At 33.7% G+C, this 13,475-nt stretch carries 19 protein-coding genes, 1 tRNA gene and 1 other annotated feature; of the genes, 5 read left to right on the top strand and 15 right to left on the bottom strand.

Translation table 11 applies throughout. The features are described from left to right. Positions 1–159: 159 nt before the first annotated feature. Positions 160–642, bottom strand: coding sequence for a nitroreductase family protein (locus H3R29_RS08805; protein ID WP_198203092.1), 483 nt, complete (start codon positions 640–642; stop codon positions 160–162). A 50-nt stretch (positions 643–692) separates the two neighbouring features. Then, a complete protein-coding gene (locus tag H3R29_RS08800) occupies positions 693–1,337 on the bottom strand; it encodes an SLAP domain-containing protein (RefSeq protein WP_198203093.1) in 645 nt (214 codons plus the stop codon). Positions 1,338–1,545: 208 nt separating this feature from the next. On the opposite strand from H3R29_RS08800, the gene H3R29_RS08795 reads away from it, so the two are divergent. After that, positions 1,546–2,406, top strand: coding sequence for a glycosyltransferase family 8 protein (locus tag H3R29_RS08795; protein ID WP_110446158.1), 861 nt, complete (start codon positions 1,546–1,548; stop codon positions 2,404–2,406). Positions 2,407–2,566: 160 nt separating this feature from the next. Next, positions 2,567–2,848: an HU family DNA-binding protein gene (locus H3R29_RS08790; RefSeq protein WP_046324922.1), complete on the top strand. Its 282-nt coding sequence runs from the start codon at positions 2,567–2,569 to the stop codon at positions 2,846–2,848. Positions 2,849–2,911: 63 nt separating this feature from the next. Here H3R29_RS08790 and H3R29_RS08785 read toward each other — a convergent pair whose 3' ends face one another. The 5 genes from H3R29_RS08785 to H3R29_RS08765 form a co-directional block, all read right to left on the bottom strand. After that, positions 2,912–3,613, bottom strand: a complete 702-nt coding sequence (locus tag H3R29_RS08785) for a methionine ABC transporter permease (protein WP_046324923.1) — start codon at positions 3,611–3,613, stop codon at positions 2,912–2,914. Beyond that, complete coding sequence (locus H3R29_RS08780) at positions 3,606–4,670, bottom strand: methionine ABC transporter ATP-binding protein (RefSeq protein WP_046324924.1); 1,065 nt, start codon at positions 4,668–4,670, stop codon at positions 3,606–3,608. The genes H3R29_RS08785 and H3R29_RS08780 overlap by 8 nt, the downstream gene beginning before the upstream one ends. A gap of 19 nt (positions 4,671–4,689) precedes the next feature. After that, complete coding sequence (locus H3R29_RS08775) at positions 4,690–5,541, bottom strand: MetQ/NlpA family ABC transporter substrate-binding protein (RefSeq protein WP_122026192.1); 852 nt, start codon at positions 5,539–5,541, stop codon at positions 4,690–4,692. A gap of 42 nt (positions 5,542–5,583) precedes the next feature. After that, positions 5,584–5,822 (bottom strand) — a binding site (T-box leader). A 60-nt stretch (positions 5,823–5,882) separates the two neighbouring features. Beyond that, positions 5,883–6,071 (bottom strand): hypothetical protein, encoded by a 189-nt coding sequence (locus tag H3R29_RS08770; protein WP_046324926.1) that lies wholly within the window; start codon positions 6,069–6,071, stop codon positions 5,883–5,885. A gap of 1 nt (position 6,072) precedes the next feature. Then, complete coding sequence (locus tag H3R29_RS08765; protein ID WP_174795480.1) at positions 6,073–6,582, bottom strand: dihydrofolate reductase; 510 nt, start codon at positions 6,580–6,582, stop codon at positions 6,073–6,075. Between the two features lie 151 nt (positions 6,583–6,733). Between H3R29_RS08765 and H3R29_RS08760 the strand changes: the two genes are divergently transcribed. Next, on the top strand, positions 6,734–7,054 hold the full coding sequence (locus H3R29_RS08760) for a TipAS antibiotic-recognition domain-containing protein (RefSeq protein ID WP_255525005.1): 321 nt from the start codon (positions 6,734–6,736) through the stop codon (positions 7,052–7,054). 33 nt (positions 7,055–7,087) lie between these two features. On the opposite strand, the gene pnuC is transcribed toward H3R29_RS08760, so the two are convergent. The 5 genes from pnuC to H3R29_RS08735 form a co-directional block, all read right to left on the bottom strand. Further along, complete coding sequence (gene pnuC / locus H3R29_RS08755) at positions 7,088–7,801, bottom strand: nicotinamide riboside transporter PnuC (protein ID WP_198203094.1); 714 nt, start codon at positions 7,799–7,801, stop codon at positions 7,088–7,090. A gap of 142 nt (positions 7,802–7,943) precedes the next feature. Continuing rightward, a complete protein-coding gene (locus H3R29_RS08750; protein ID WP_198203095.1) occupies positions 7,944–9,104 on the bottom strand; it encodes a cation:proton antiporter in 1,161 nt (386 codons plus the stop codon). Between the two features lie 141 nt (positions 9,105–9,245). Continuing rightward, positions 9,246–9,569, bottom strand: coding sequence for an AzlD domain-containing protein (locus tag H3R29_RS08745; protein WP_084619550.1), 324 nt, complete (start codon positions 9,567–9,569; stop codon positions 9,246–9,248). Then, on the bottom strand, positions 9,556–10,263 hold the full coding sequence (locus H3R29_RS08740) for an AzlC family ABC transporter permease (RefSeq protein ID WP_198203096.1): 708 nt from the start codon (positions 10,261–10,263) through the stop codon (positions 9,556–9,558). The genes H3R29_RS08745 and H3R29_RS08740 overlap by 14 nt, the downstream gene beginning before the upstream one ends. Positions 10,264–10,419: 156 nt before the next feature. Beyond that, positions 10,420–10,827, bottom strand: a complete 408-nt coding sequence (locus H3R29_RS08735) for a carboxymuconolactone decarboxylase family protein (protein WP_198203097.1) — start codon at positions 10,825–10,827, stop codon at positions 10,420–10,422. A 158-nt stretch (positions 10,828–10,985) separates the two neighbouring features. Between H3R29_RS08735 and H3R29_RS08730 the strand changes: the two genes are divergently transcribed. Continuing rightward, entirely contained in the window at positions 10,986–11,354 is a 369-nt protein-coding gene (locus tag H3R29_RS08730; protein WP_046324932.1) for a MerR family transcriptional regulator, read from the top strand. Between the two features lie 111 nt (positions 11,355–11,465). On the opposite strand, the gene H3R29_RS08725 is transcribed toward H3R29_RS08730, so the two are convergent. Together H3R29_RS08725 and H3R29_RS08720 are read right to left on the bottom strand one after the other, a co-directional pair. Then, complete coding sequence (locus H3R29_RS08725; RefSeq protein ID WP_198203098.1) at positions 11,466–11,789, bottom strand: AzlD domain-containing protein; 324 nt, start codon at positions 11,787–11,789, stop codon at positions 11,466–11,468. After that, on the bottom strand, positions 11,776–12,483 hold the full coding sequence (locus H3R29_RS08720; protein WP_198203099.1) for an AzlC family ABC transporter permease: 708 nt from the start codon (positions 12,481–12,483) through the stop codon (positions 11,776–11,778). Before H3R29_RS08720 ends, H3R29_RS08725 begins: the two co-directional genes overlap by 14 nt. Positions 12,484–12,694: 211 nt before the next feature. Between H3R29_RS08720 and H3R29_RS08715 the strand changes: the two genes are divergently transcribed. Then, positions 12,695–12,784: transfer RNA gene (locus H3R29_RS08715), tRNA-Ser, on the top strand. Positions 12,785–12,897: 113 nt separating this feature from the next. Here the strand turns inward: H3R29_RS08715 and H3R29_RS08710 are convergent. Beyond that, a complete protein-coding gene (locus tag H3R29_RS08710) occupies positions 12,898–13,281 on the bottom strand; it encodes a PH domain-containing protein (protein WP_198203100.1) in 384 nt (127 codons plus the stop codon). Positions 13,282–13,475: the final 194 nt, after the last annotated feature.

Genomic DNA, 13,475 nt, shown 5'->3' with positions numbered 1-13,475 from the left:
CCTTAAGTAAAAAAATGTAACGCTTACATAATTATTATATCAAGTAAGATAGCCATAAACCATTCTGGCTTTAATAAATTTAATTTTCTTGTCAAAAAAACTGTAGCCACATCAGTTAAAAATAGGACTACAGTTTTAATATTAAGTCTTTTAAAGCAGTTATTTTCTTACAACTTTATATCTATTTGACCTGTCATCATTTGGTTGCTCTGCAGCATGTCCGCAGGCCACAATGACACTAGTTTCAAAATCTTCTGGAACTTCCAACTTTTGTTCTAAACTTTTAGCAGAATTTAACACATTTGCTGCATTCATTAGATAAACTGAACCCAAGTTAAGTGTTGCTGCCTCTACCATCAAATTTTCTGCAGCAACTGAAGCATCTCTCTCACCAAATTCATTACCTTTTTTGACATTAATAATAAACAATAAAGGAGCATTGTAACAAGCATTGCTTGTTACCTGTTCAATTTCAGATAACAAATTCTCATCTTCAACCACTGTCATCTGCATCACATCAGCTTGGTGCATACCACAAGGTGAAGCTTGAAATGCTGCAATCAATACTTTTATGTCGTCTTCAGAGACTTTTTCAGCCGTATATTTCCTGATAGCTACTCTCTTTAAAACTGCATCAGTCATTTTAGTACCTCTTTCTGTAAATTTTTAACTACCATTATTATAAAGCAATTTTAATTAGTCTTATGAACTAAATCAGACCATTTTAAAAATTGGGTATTAGAAATTCCCGCAAATTTTTGCCCATTAATTTTCTTCAGGTAATAGACGGGAATCTTTACTCCTTTTTTAACAAACGGATATTTATTTCCTATTACCACTAGTCTACCCTTTTTGTCGTAAACTTTGGCGTTTTTCTTAACTTTATAAACTTTAATTTTTAGAATTTTAACATTTCCTGGTTTAATATATTGTTTTTTCTTACTTTTAGTACTTATTTGTAAAAAGCGGTTTCCTTTAGCAGTATTAAGACCGGAAACATATATAATTGTTCCTTTTTTTAGTTTTTTATTTTTTATCTTTTTGCCTTTGTTATCATAAATATATGCTGGCTTTTTTAATATGACACTTTTTTGCAAATACTTTAAAACTTTACTTAAATTATTAGTATTTTTGGATGAATTGCCAGTAGTAGATGTTTCGTTTGAGTTAGTTTGTTCCTTATTGCTGTCACTCTGAGTTGCAGTATTTGTTTCTTTAGCTGTAGCAGGATTCTGTCCTTGAATTGACGAATTTGCAGCTACAACTGGTTTGCTAACAGATAGTCCCAATATTAAAGAAGTAATTCCAGTTAAACTTAGCAATAATTTTTTCTTCATGTTAATACCTCTTTGTTAAAACTTTATTTATATACATTCTACTACTTTGAATAAATAATTTCCTTGGTAAAATCTAAGACAACAAATTTAGTTATGATATTTTCACACTATGTTATTTTTACAACTTATATTATGAGGTATCTTAACATGTTTTGCTTTATACTAATAAATAGTGAAAATAAACAAGAAACTGGTAAAGGAAGACTTTATGAATAATCCTCAAAAAGAACCGATCGAAATATTGGTTACTATTGACCAAAACTATATCAAACCACTTGAAGTGATGATGTATTCCCTCAGACTGAACAATATGACTGAGAAGTTCCATGTCTGGTTAATTTACGATAATATTGATCAACATGCTCTAAATAAACTTAAAAAATTTGGTACAAAAATTAGAATTAAAGTATCAACCCTAACTATGAACAAAAAAATTAAATTTCCAAAATCATTGCTAAACTTACATGATTACCCCAAGGAAATGTACTTTAGGCTACTTTCAAGTAAAATTTTGCCTGCAAACTTACATCGAATTATTTACCTTGATCCGGACATATTAGTTATAAACTCAGTCGTGCCATTATGGCAATTAGATCTTGAAGGTAAAATGTTTGCTGCTTCGGTTCATGAGGGTTTAACAGATATTATGAGTTCAATCAATAATATCAGACTTGGGACTTCAACTGGATACTTTAACTCTGGAATAATGTTAATGGATTTGGACCAAATGAGAAAAAAGATCAAAATTGAAGATATCACTCAAGCAATTGAACAACATCATGATACCCTGATTTTGCCTGATCAGGATATTCTAAACTACTTATATGGCGAGGATATACTCAAAATTCCTGAAACACGTTGGAACTATGATGCAAGAGCTTTTTCAGTTTACTTGACTAGAAGCACTGGTGAAATTAACACAGAATGGGTCATGAAAAACACTTCAATTTTGCATTTTTGCGGTAAACCCAAGCCTTGGCAAAAAGAAAAACATTCTCGCTTCAAACCTCTTTATTTGAACTATCTGCAAATGGTCAACCGCTTGTTAGATCAACAAAAATTAAGTTAACATTTAGCTTTTTACTATTGAAGGTAGCATTATCTGTGCTAAAATAATAAAAGTTGCCGGATATCAAGCGACACAATGCTTTAGGTGGATTAGTATAGAAAAATACGAACTATTTAACAGCATTGAATAAGTATAAATTTTTATAGAAAAGAGAAGAATTATGGCTTCAATTAACAAATCTGAACTCACTAAAGAGGTTGCAGCAAGAGCAGAACTTAAGCAAAACGTGGCAGAAAAAGTCATCGATGCTTTAATCGGATCAATCAAGGATAACTTGGCTAAAGGTGAAAAAGTACAAATTATAGGTTTTGGTTCTTTTGAAGTACGTAATCGTGCAGCTAGAAAAGGTAGAAACCCACAAACTGGCGAAACTTTAACTATTCCTGCAACTAAGGTTCCTGCGTTTAAACCTGGTAAAGCTTTGAAAGATGCAGTTAAATAGCTCTATATTTAAATACGAAAAAAACAACGAGTTTACCTCGTTGTTTTTATTTTTTTATATTTTTTAGCGACTTTGATGATTTAACTTCTTAGCGAAAAAGTCACCGATCACTTGAATGATAAATATCAAAATGATAACCAGCACTGTTGCTACAAGTGTGACATCATTGTTAAAGCGATTGTATCCATATGAAATTGCTGTATTACCCAAGCCGCCTGCACCAATGGCTCCAGCCATTGCAGTTAAACCAATTAAACTAATAATTGTAACGGTAGAAACACGAGCAAGTTCTGATCTCGCTTCATTTAAATAAACACTAAAAATAATATCCCAAATCGTTGCACCCAAGCTCTGTGCTGCCTCAATTTTACCGTGATCAACGCTTTCTAAAGCCACTTGAACTTGACGGGCATAAAAAGGAAAAACGCCCAATGTTAATGGAACCAGAGCCGCTTTTATACCTATCTGAGTTCCGACAATTTTTTGAGTAACTGGTGCTATAAACGCTAGCAAGATAATAAACGGAATAGCACGAAAAATTGAAACTATTTTATCGCAAACATTGAACCAGAATTTATTAGGTCTTATTCCATCACTTTTGGTCAGAACCAAAATTACACCGAAAATTAAACCTAAAATTCCCCCAAATATTCCGGACCAAAAAGTCATATATAATGTTTGAAAAATGCTGGTTCCCCAGCCAGTATCACCTAGCCAGCCCAGTTGCACAACATTGGGAAAAACTCTGCTAAACCAACTACTCATAAAGATCCCCCTTTTCGTTCAAACGAGTAACAGCGACTTTTTCTTTTCTCAAATAATCTACTGTTTCTTGCTGTTTTGTCTTATCACCTTTAACTTGAACAAGCAGAGTTCCAATTGGCTCATCATCAAGCAGTTCTACGTTACCATATAGCATACTAGCTTCAACCCCGACTTTACGGTATAAATCAATAATAATAGTTTTAGTAACGTTAGCCATACTATAAACAAGTTGATAAATAGCTTCATTATCGTTATCTAATTTATTAATCTTAAGAGACCTTAGAGTATTAATAACTTCCAAAGATCCACCAACAAAACTCTTAGTTAAATCTTTTTGCGGATGCAAGACTACTTCACGGAGATTGCCATTTTCGATCACCTGACCAGATTGCATTAGCGCTACTTTGTTACAGATTTTTTTGACTGCAGCCATTTCATGTGTGATCAGTACGATGGTTAGGTTAAGATCTTTTTGTAACTTCTTTAATAAAGTTAAAATTTGCAATGTATTTTGAGGATCGAGTGCACTCGTAGCTTCATCAGAAATCAATATATCTGGTTCGTTTGCTAGAGCCCTGGCAATAGCAACTCTTTGCTGCTGACCCCCAGAAAGTTGAGCTGGGTATGAATTTGCTTTATCTTTTAAATCCACCAGGTCCAACAATTTTAATGACTTTTCTTTAATTTCTTTTTCTTTCAATCCAGAATGTTTCAGGGCAAAAGACACGTTATCAACTACGCTAATTTCGTTTAATAGGTTGAAATTTTGAAAAATCATGCCGATCTTTCTGCGAGCTAGTTGTAAATCCTTATTAGCAATTACTTGCTTACCATCTTTGACAAAGTCAGTACCATTTACCTTAATATTGCCTGCAGTTGGTTTTTGTAAAAGGTTGACTGTTCTAACTAGTGTAGACTTACCTGCTCCGGAAAAGCCTACAATGCCATAGATATCACCCTTTTCAACTGTTAAGCTAACATTATGAACAGCCTGAACAATTTTGCCTTTTTTACTAGGGAAATCCACACTAACGTGTTCTAAATCAATAATACCCATTTACAATCTTCTCCGATCATTAAAACTTAACGTCCCAAGCAGGTTTAGTCATATCGCCATAATATTTTTTGTCTAGACGCTTAGTTTCAGCTGTTTGATATGCTTTTACCACTGCCTGGTAATCTTTATTCTTTTCCTGACCTTTCTTTGCACAAATGATGTTTACCCATTGCAGAGAATCTTTGTTAACAGGCTCAACAAAAATTGTCTGCTTCTTACCTAAACCTGCAGGACCGGCAAAGTCATTGTTAACCACAGCGGCATCAACAGAATTAATTACTCGACCACATTGATCAGCACTAACTTCTTTAACTTTGATGTTCTTAGAAGTTTTAATTACGTCTGCAGCAGAAACTAAAATTTTACCTTTACGTAACTTAATCAGACCAGCATTTTTGAGAACAAAGAGTGCACGAGATTCATTACTTGCATCATTTGGCACAGCTATGGTTGCACCCTTTGGAATATCACTGAGTTTGTGGTACTTCTTAGAATATAGTCTAATAGGGTTAATTTCAGTTCGACCAATTGCAACTACACCACCGTGATTTGCTTTGTTCCACGCTTTCAAAAATGCATAGTGTTGAAATGAATTAAGGTCGATATCCCCACTTTTAACTGCCTTGTTAGGTTGATTGTAATCGGTAAAGTTCTTGATCTTAATCGTTACTCCATATTTTTCTTTAGCCAATTTTGCAGCTTTGTTCCAAATAACTTGTTTTGGCTTTGTTTCACTAACAATACCCACAGTAACAACGTGATTGCTCTTTTGGTCACCACTTTTTTTACCAAAACTAAACCAACCGACAGCAATAATTATAATTGCTGCAATCACTCCGATAATTATATTGCGACTCTTTTTTGTCATCAGAAAAACCTCCCAATTTTTCAATAAAAAAAGCACTCTTCCTCAAATAAGGACGAGTGCTTCGTGTTACCACCTTTAATTTGTCTATTACTCACGTAATAAACCTCAACAGCTATCTAACAATAGCTTGCAATTATAACGGATGCAATTCCGCCACTAGCTAAATATCACCAGCAGTCATCATTTCAAGCCCATGTTCACTAGGTCTTGTTAACTGACTCTCACCAAACGTCAGCTCTCTTTATTAACAAAAACTTAGCTACTCTGCTTTTCAAGATGTATTAATTATTTAATTGTTTATTAATTTAACATTGAAAAAATATTCTGTCAACCAAAAAAATAAATTATTTTTTGGTCGATTGGTATGATTTTATTATTGCGAAAAAATATTGTCCAACAGCAAAAGTGACAATGGCCATGCCAATTACTTGCCACCAATAGTTATGATTTAAGTTTTCTGCCAGAAAAAAGCTGCTAATTAAGATCATAATACAGATTATAAAAGTGATCGTTGAAGTAATAACTTGTTTCATGTTATTTCTCCTTTCTCATATATGTTAGAAATTTATAAGGATAAAGATTAACGTTGTCAGGCTGATGAAATTCTTTTTTGACTAAAATGAAGTCATCATAATTAATTTTCGTCATTGTGACATCAGCTTTAAAAGTTGCTATTATTTCAGTTTTTTCTAAACAATCTACCTGATTTTTTAAAGCGTTAAAAACCGAATTACCACCTATCACACAGAGGTTTTGCTGTTTATGCTCCTTGATCCAGTCCTGTAATTCTTTGACAGATTTAATAATTGAAACCTGGTTATTATCACGATATTTATTTTTTAATGTTAAGCTGGTCGTCAAAACAACGTGTTTGCGCCCAGGTAAAAGATGAGGCAAGCTCACGAAAGTTTTGCGACCCATGATAATTGGATGTCCATAAGTAATTTTTTTAAAGTGGTGTAGATCTGCAGGCAATTTCCAAGGTAAATGTCCATCTATACCAATTTGGTGTTTTTGATCTTCTGCCCAAACAAAAGTAATCATTAATTCGCCTCTCTCTTTATTATAGCGCTTTATTTAGCGGATTTCTTAGCATCTGCTTAGCTTTACCAATTATCTGGAATTAAATCTACGTATTTTTATGTGATTTTTACCTATTTTGTTGCTATAGTAATTTAAGTATCTGAATAATTCGTTGGAGGGAAACATGGCTAAAACAAATCAACTAACTGAAGAAAAATATCATAAAATGAAAGAAACAGAAGCCGATCTTGTACGAGATTTACAAGCAGTTGTTAATGATCCCAAGCAAGAAAAAGTTTTAAGTGCTGCTATTTTTAAAAATCACCAAAAATGGCTGCAGATCATCATGCCAAATTATTCTACTAAAATTCACTTGGGTATTGTTAATGCCTATGATAATGATACGCGCTATCAATATTATTACGATGATAAGGCCGGTAAGGGTGCAACTAAAATCTTAAGTAAAATTGTGAAAGAACATTTGGAAAAATAAAAGAAGTCTTGTGCACAAAAGACTTCTTTTTTGTTAATGAAACCAGTGGACATGCTTATCAGTAAAAGCAAGTAAATCATTGGTTAAATACAAAATATACGTTAAAAATAATGTAAGATTAGCGTCACCTTGAAAGGCAGTAACTCCCCATAAAATAATTGAAAAAATTCCTTGCACAGTCCAAAAGTAATACTGCTCGCGAAAATGCAACATACAAAGAAGCGAGCCGGTAATCCCTATTGCACCCGCAGTTGCATCAATTACAGGACGTGGACTAATAAAAATTTTAGTGTCCAACAGATAAAGTAAAGCTAAAACTATAGTAAAAAAGCTAACTGTCATAAGCCATTTTTTCAGCGTCAACCCATGAATATGTTTTTCCGTATCTTTAGACCATGACGATAACATTAAGACTGGCAGATCTAATAACAAAATATAAATAGTTTGCAAAATCACATTAGCGTAATTTTTCGCATAGACAGAAATTATAATATAAATTGCAGCGGAAACTAAACCCAAGATGCCGTTAATTTGCCTAGCGTTAGTGATAGCAAGGGTGCACGTAAAGCCCAGAATAGCAGCAATCATCGTTAACAAAGAAATTTGACTGATGGGCGATGCCACAGTAGCACCAATGATAATGCCTATTCCCAACATTAATAATAAATAGGTTTTAAAGCTCCAACCCCGCATTTGCTGAATATACCATCTTAATTTAAATATTTCAGCTCCTGGCTGAATTTTCATTCGACCTTCCTACCTTCTGCTTAAATTTAACATTAAAAAATATGTTTTCCATATTATCATAACTTTTAAGCAATTTTAAGAGATTTGACTAGATGGCCAGGCAAATGATTATGGCCTTAGTAATTGGTATTTTGGAGTTTCATTACTTCTGAGCCATTTTTGATATTGACCATTTTAGGAGAAAAGGCGAGACTACAGTGGTCATAATGATTGCTCCGATTACAGTTGAATAAGCCGCAGGTGCAAGTAAATGGTTGGTTAAGCCCATTTGCGCAACCACAAGAGCCATTTCACCGCGCGAAACCATTCCGGTTCCAACTATTAAAGAACTAGAATTACTAAAACCAGCAATTTTGGCTCCTAAACCAGCTCCCACCAATTTGGAAAAAACACTGCCAATTACTAAGACAAAAAACAAAATAAAGTCATTTAAAATACCTTTAATACTCATGTTTAAGCCAATACTAACAAAAAAGATGGGAATAAAGCTGCTGTAGCCAATTACCGTAAAATTCTTTTTGAGAGTTTTTTGCGCTGAAGTACGATTCAATGCCAGTCCGGCAAAAAAGGCTCCAATCACGTTACTAAGACCTACCTTCTCAGCCCCCCAAGAAGCCAATACTACAATAATCATTGCCACTAATGTCTCCGGGACCGGCAGTGTCAGACGCTGACTTAAATTTATCAAACGGGGTATAACGTAAACACTAACAAAAACTAAAAGTATCAGGAATGCTGCTTGGGTCAGTAGGCTTAGAATTAAATCTTTACCCTTATTTGAGCCAGGTTCAGATACACCCGTTAGTCCGCTAACAATGCTCAAAAGTATTATTGAGAGCAAATCATCTGCTACCGCTGCGCCTAAAATTGTCATGCCCTCTTTTCCTTGTAAGCGCCCCATTTCTTGCAAAACAGCAACAGAAATCGAAACAGAAGTGGCTGAAAACGTTAAACCTAAAAATAAACTCTCCACTTGAGAAAATGCAAAAAGAATACCAGTGAAATAAGCAATAATAATTGGTACAATCATACCAAATCCAGCCACCAATACACTGGGACGCAGTAACCTTTTCAAAGTTTTCAGATCACTGTCAAGGCCAGCCAAAAACATTAAAAAAATCACACCAATATCGGAGAATACTTTTATAATTTCTGTAGGTTGCACAAGATTAAGAACTGCAGGACCAACTATTATTCCAGCCAGCAATTCACCAACAACTGCCGGTAATTTTAATCTGGCACTAAATTGTCCTCCAATTAGCGTGGCTAATAAAATAACGCTCAGCATACCTAAAAATCTCATTTGCACTACCGCTTTCTCCAGCAAAAAAAGGCCTTCACAAATTGCTTTGGCAACCCAAACCAAAGAACAATTCTTGAAAGCCTTAAACTCCAACCAAAATATTTATAATATTAATATTCTACCATTTTTAACTTAAATTTTCTAAATTAAGCGTAGAACCGTTAAAGATATTATGCCTACAATTACAATCACTAGCAAAGATTTACTAATAATTGCTGCTACCACAGTTGGTACCGAAGCAATTAAAAAATCTACTCTTACCTTGGGTAATTGTCCTGGTTGAGCTATGAATAAATTGCAAAACCACATAGTTGACATTATGACAATTGGCACAAATGATAAAAACTCAATTACCACTTTTGGTAAAGAAAATTTTTTTAATAGAAAAAAAGGCAGTACCCGGGATAACCAAGTTGCAATTCCACAACCGATAATTGTTAAATATATATAGTTAGAAGAAGACACGTTTTATTACCATCCCTAATGTACATCCGATAAGCGTAACAACAATAATAACTAAATTGGCGGGCAAAAATATCGTTAAACCGTATGTTAACGCCAATGTCAATAAAACTACTATTGCTTGCAGCAGCTTATTTAGATTTTTATCACCCTTTATTTGCAAATATAATAACCCAATAAACATTGCCACATTTGCAAAATCTAGTCCTAATTTTTGGGGATTTTTAATAAAATTGCCCAGCACCGCACCGATCATTGTTGCACTAACCCAGGCTGCATAAGAAATGATATTTTCGGTATTAAACCAGGTAAAATTCATTTTACCGTTTGTATAATTAATTTTATTCATAGCTAAAGCAAAGCTTTCATCAGTTAAAAGCGTACCAATTAAAACGCCCTTACCCAAACTATCTTTTTTAAAATAGGGCACAACAGTCGTACTCATTAAAATCATTCTTGAGTTGACCATAAATGCGGCAAAAATAATTGAACCTATTGGACTACCCACCGCCAGCATACTAACAGTAGTAAATTCTGCCGAGCCAGCGTACATAATAAGCGACATTAAAATTACAGTAATAGTCGAAAAACCAGTGGCTCGACCGATCACGCCAAAAGCAGTTGCAATTCCCAGATAACCACAAACAGTTGGAATAGTATCAGACACAGCAGCACGTTTTGATAATGAACTTCCCATATAACACTTTCTTTAATCATTAATACAAAATATTAATTAACCTAAATTCAAATATTCTGGCCTTTAATGCTAAAAAAGCACATTCGCTAACATTTTAAAAGCATGAAATTAAAAAACTAGCATACTTGTTAACAGCAACTAGTTTTTATCATAACTTTATTCACTCTTATGAGACTTAGTGAAATCAATTCCGCGGTCTTTAAATACTTGTTTTGCAACAGTAATCGCATTCAGGACTTTAGGAAATCCAACATAGGGAATCGTTTGAATAAAGGTTTCAATTACCTCTTCAGGAGTTAAGCCAACATTTAAGGCACCATTAATATGAACATTCAATTGTGGTTCAGTGTCACCTTGCGTCAACAAAGTTGTGATAGTAATCATTTCTCTTTGCTTCAAATCTAAAACTTTCCGGTCATAGATGTCACCGAAAGCAAATTCAATAATATAGCGGCCCACATCTTCTGATAAGCCAGAAAGTGAATCAATAACTGACTGCCCTCCTTCCCTGTCCACTTTCTCTAAATTTTCCAGACCCTTTTGATAGCGTTCATCGTTTGTCATAGTTTTCTCCTTTTCATTTTGTTTTCTAATATTTAACAAGTTTCAGAATAATTGCTGGAGTATAGTCCATGTCAACTACTTTTCAAAAAATTTTGAAGTAATAAAATATGACGATATACTATTTATTGAAGTCAAAATTATTTTTGAAAGGAAATTAGATGAAGTATTCAATTGGTCAATTTTCAGAACTTAGTGGTTTTTCAATTGACACATTACGCTATTATGAAAAGCAAAAATTACTTTTCCCGAAGCGAGATGAGAACAATCGCCGGGTTTATAGCGAAAAAGATGTAGCTTGGATCAGTTTTATCTCACGCTTAAAAAAGACAGGCATGAGCATTAGAGAAATGCAAAAATATGCCAAATTACGTTATGCGGGCGATCAAACTATCCCCGAAAGATTAGTTTTATTATTTAATCAATTAGATAATCTACATGAAGAAGAAAAGAAAATTGAAGATAATATTGAGTTTGTAGAACAAAAAATCAAAACCTACCTCAAGACAATTGGAGACTTAAAGGAATAAGAGTGGGATTTTCATGAATTTCAATCTTATCTTATTAGCTAATTTAGAATTAAAAATATGGCCTCCGAAATTGTCTTAATTTCGGGGATCATATAGTCTTATAATCTGTTTTTAAATTAAACGCAGAACCGCTAGGGAAATCATTCCCACTATCACAATGACTAATAGAGACTTACTAATGACTGCAGCCACAAAGGTTGGCAGGGATGCCAGAACATACTGCCAATTAAATTCAGGCAAGTGACCTGGCCTAGCGATAATTAAATTACTGAACCAGAGTGCAGCCATAATTACTATGGGAACAAAAGATAGAAATTCAACCAACCTTGGTGGCAATGAGAATTTTTTCAATAAAACAAATGGTATCACTCTTGAAAGCAAAGTGGTCACTCCGCAAAAAGCTATCGTTATTAAAATATATTTAGAAGAAGACATGTTTGAGCACCATTCCTAAACTGCAGCCGATCAAAGTAACAACTATTACTACTAAATTAGCGGGCAAAACAATTGTCAATAAGTAGGTCAGCGCAAAAGATATTAATATTACAATTATCTGTAATATCTTATTAAGATTTTTGTCACCCAGCACCTGCAAATAAAGTAGTCCGATAAACATCGCTACAATGGCAAAATCCAGTCCTAACTTTTTAGGATCTGTAATAAAGCCGCCTAATATAGCACCGAGAAGTGTTCCAGCTTGCCAAGTCAAATAGGAAATAATATTGACAGTATTAAACCAGGTAAAGTTTAATTTACCATTGGTGTAATTTATTTTATTCATACTAAGAGCAAAACTCTCATCGGTGAGGAAAGTTCCAATCAAAATATTTCTTTTTAAATTTTCTTGTTTTAAATAGCCTGCGACAGTTGTGCTCATCAGGATTACTCGTGAATTAACTAAAAAAGCCGCTAATACAATTGAGGCTATAGGGCTGCCGGCAACCAGCATATTGAGAGTTGTCAGCTGAACCGATCCAGCGTAAATAATAAGTGACATTAAAGATACTTCGATGGTAGAAAAGCCACTTGCTTTACCGATAATTCCAAAAGCTACACTGATACCAATGTAGCCAAATATAGTAGGAAGTGTTTCTTTAATTGCTGCTTTTTTAGTTAGGTAACCGTCCATTGCTACACCCTTTTCTGCAAGCTGTCTAAATAAAATATTAATTAAGTTAATTTTAAATTAATTTGTAGCTTAACATTTATTATTATTTTTTACAACATTATCTTTTTCATTACACGATAATTAAAAATGCAGAATACTGACTATTACCCAGTTTTATGGATAAACAACAAGTTGAAAAAAATTTTAGATAAGGTATAATGTTATTCGTTACGGAGAGTTGGCAGAGTGGTAATGCACCGGACTCGAAATCCGGCGAACCAAGTTTTTCCTTGGCGCGCAGGTTCAAATCCTGTACTCTCCTTAAGTTAAGTTAAAAAGCTTGTAATATCAGATATTACAAGCTTTTATTATTGTTCCGCACGGCATTCACACGGCATAAAAATAATAAAGAGCAATTTCCTAAATTGCCCTTTATTATTTTAAAATTTCAATTGGTTTTACTCCCTGCTCAACACGCTTTGTATTAGCAATGTTTCTCAGACGAATAGAAACCTCATTTGCATTTCTTATATATGGGAGTGTTTTCACCGTTCTGTCGGTAAATGTAACATAGATATAGCCTCCACTAAATATGTTTTCTCTTGAAGAAATGTTTTTAATACGATAAAGGTCAATGTTTTCTTGTCTTTTATTAATCAAACCATGTTTATAAACAACTACTCCAGCTTGATTGTCTAAATAATAATCTGTAGTGTAAATATCAATTAATTTTGGAATAGCTAAAATAAAAGCAGTAATCCAACTCCAACACAGTGTAGGTACTATGGCACGCCAATCTTTCTCATAACTAATATTCATAATTATTTTCCTTCTTAAATTTAAAATACTTAATTCAATTATCTGCTTTATACATACACTTTTCAACTTAATTATAATTAAGTTTACATCAAAAAAAACCACCCAGAAATGAAGTTAACCCCCAGAATTGGACAAAGATTCCAATTCGGGGGTTTTCTTATGTCTAAATATTTACAAAAAACAAAATTAGAAGC

Source organism: Lactobacillus sp. M0393 (assembly GCF_016102025.1).
GTDB classification, from domain to species: domain Bacteria; phylum Bacillota; class Bacilli; order Lactobacillales; family Lactobacillaceae; genus Lactobacillus; species Lactobacillus melliventris.
The sequence above is the reverse complement of the archived record's forward strand: the minus strand, read 5'-3'. Positions and strand labels throughout refer to the sequence as shown.

What these genes read in the sequence shown, in the direction of transcription:
- H3R29_RS08720 (WP_198203099.1), bottom strand. Translation starts at nt 12,483, where the DNA reads ATGGACGGTTACCTAACTAAAAAAGCAGCAATTAAAGAAACACTTCCT.
- H3R29_RS08805 (WP_198203092.1), bottom strand. Translation starts at nt 642, where the DNA reads ATGACTGATGCAGTTTTAAAGAGAGTAGCTATCAGGAAATATACGGCT.
- H3R29_RS08735 (WP_198203097.1), bottom strand. Translation starts at nt 10,827, where the DNA reads ATGACAAACGATGAACGCTATCAAAAGGGTCTGGAAAATTTAGAGAAA.
- H3R29_RS08785 (WP_046324923.1), bottom strand. Translation starts at nt 3,613, where the DNA reads ATGAGTAGTTGGTTTAGCAGAGTTTTTCCCAATGTTGTGCAACTGGGC.
- pnuC (WP_198203094.1), bottom strand. Translation starts at nt 7,801, where the DNA reads ATGAAAATTCAGCCAGGAGCTGAAATATTTAAATTAAGATGGTATATT.
- H3R29_RS08725 (WP_198203098.1), bottom strand. Translation starts at nt 11,789, where the DNA reads ATGTCTTCTTCTAAATATATTTTAATAACGATAGCTTTTTGCGGAGTG.
- H3R29_RS08770 (WP_046324926.1), bottom strand. Translation starts at nt 6,071, where the DNA reads ATGAAACAAGTTATTACTTCAACGATCACTTTTATAATCTGTATTATG.
- H3R29_RS08795 (WP_110446158.1), top strand. Translation starts at nt 1,546, where the DNA reads ATGAATAATCCTCAAAAAGAACCGATCGAAATATTGGTTACTATTGAC.
- H3R29_RS08765 (WP_174795480.1), bottom strand. Translation starts at nt 6,582, where the DNA reads ATGATTACTTTTGTTTGGGCAGAAGATCAAAAACACCAAATTGGTATA.
- H3R29_RS08790 (WP_046324922.1), top strand. Translation starts at nt 2,567, where the DNA reads ATGGCTTCAATTAACAAATCTGAACTCACTAAAGAGGTTGCAGCAAGA.
- H3R29_RS08800 (WP_198203093.1), bottom strand. Translation starts at nt 1,337, where the DNA reads ATGAAGAAAAAATTATTGCTAAGTTTAACTGGAATTACTTCTTTAATA.
- H3R29_RS08750 (WP_198203095.1), bottom strand. Translation starts at nt 9,104, where the DNA reads ATGAGATTTTTAGGTATGCTGAGCGTTATTTTATTAGCCACGCTAATT.
- H3R29_RS08710 (WP_198203100.1), bottom strand. Translation starts at nt 13,281, where the DNA reads ATGAATATTAGTTATGAGAAAGATTGGCGTGCCATAGTACCTACACTG.
- H3R29_RS08780 (WP_046324924.1), bottom strand. Translation starts at nt 4,670, where the DNA reads ATGGGTATTATTGATTTAGAACACGTTAGTGTGGATTTCCCTAGTAAA.
- H3R29_RS08740 (WP_198203096.1), bottom strand. Translation starts at nt 10,263, where the DNA reads ATGGGAAGTTCATTATCAAAACGTGCTGCTGTGTCTGATACTATTCCA.
- H3R29_RS08730 (WP_046324932.1), top strand. Translation starts at nt 10,986, where the DNA reads ATGAAGTATTCAATTGGTCAATTTTCAGAACTTAGTGGTTTTTCAATT.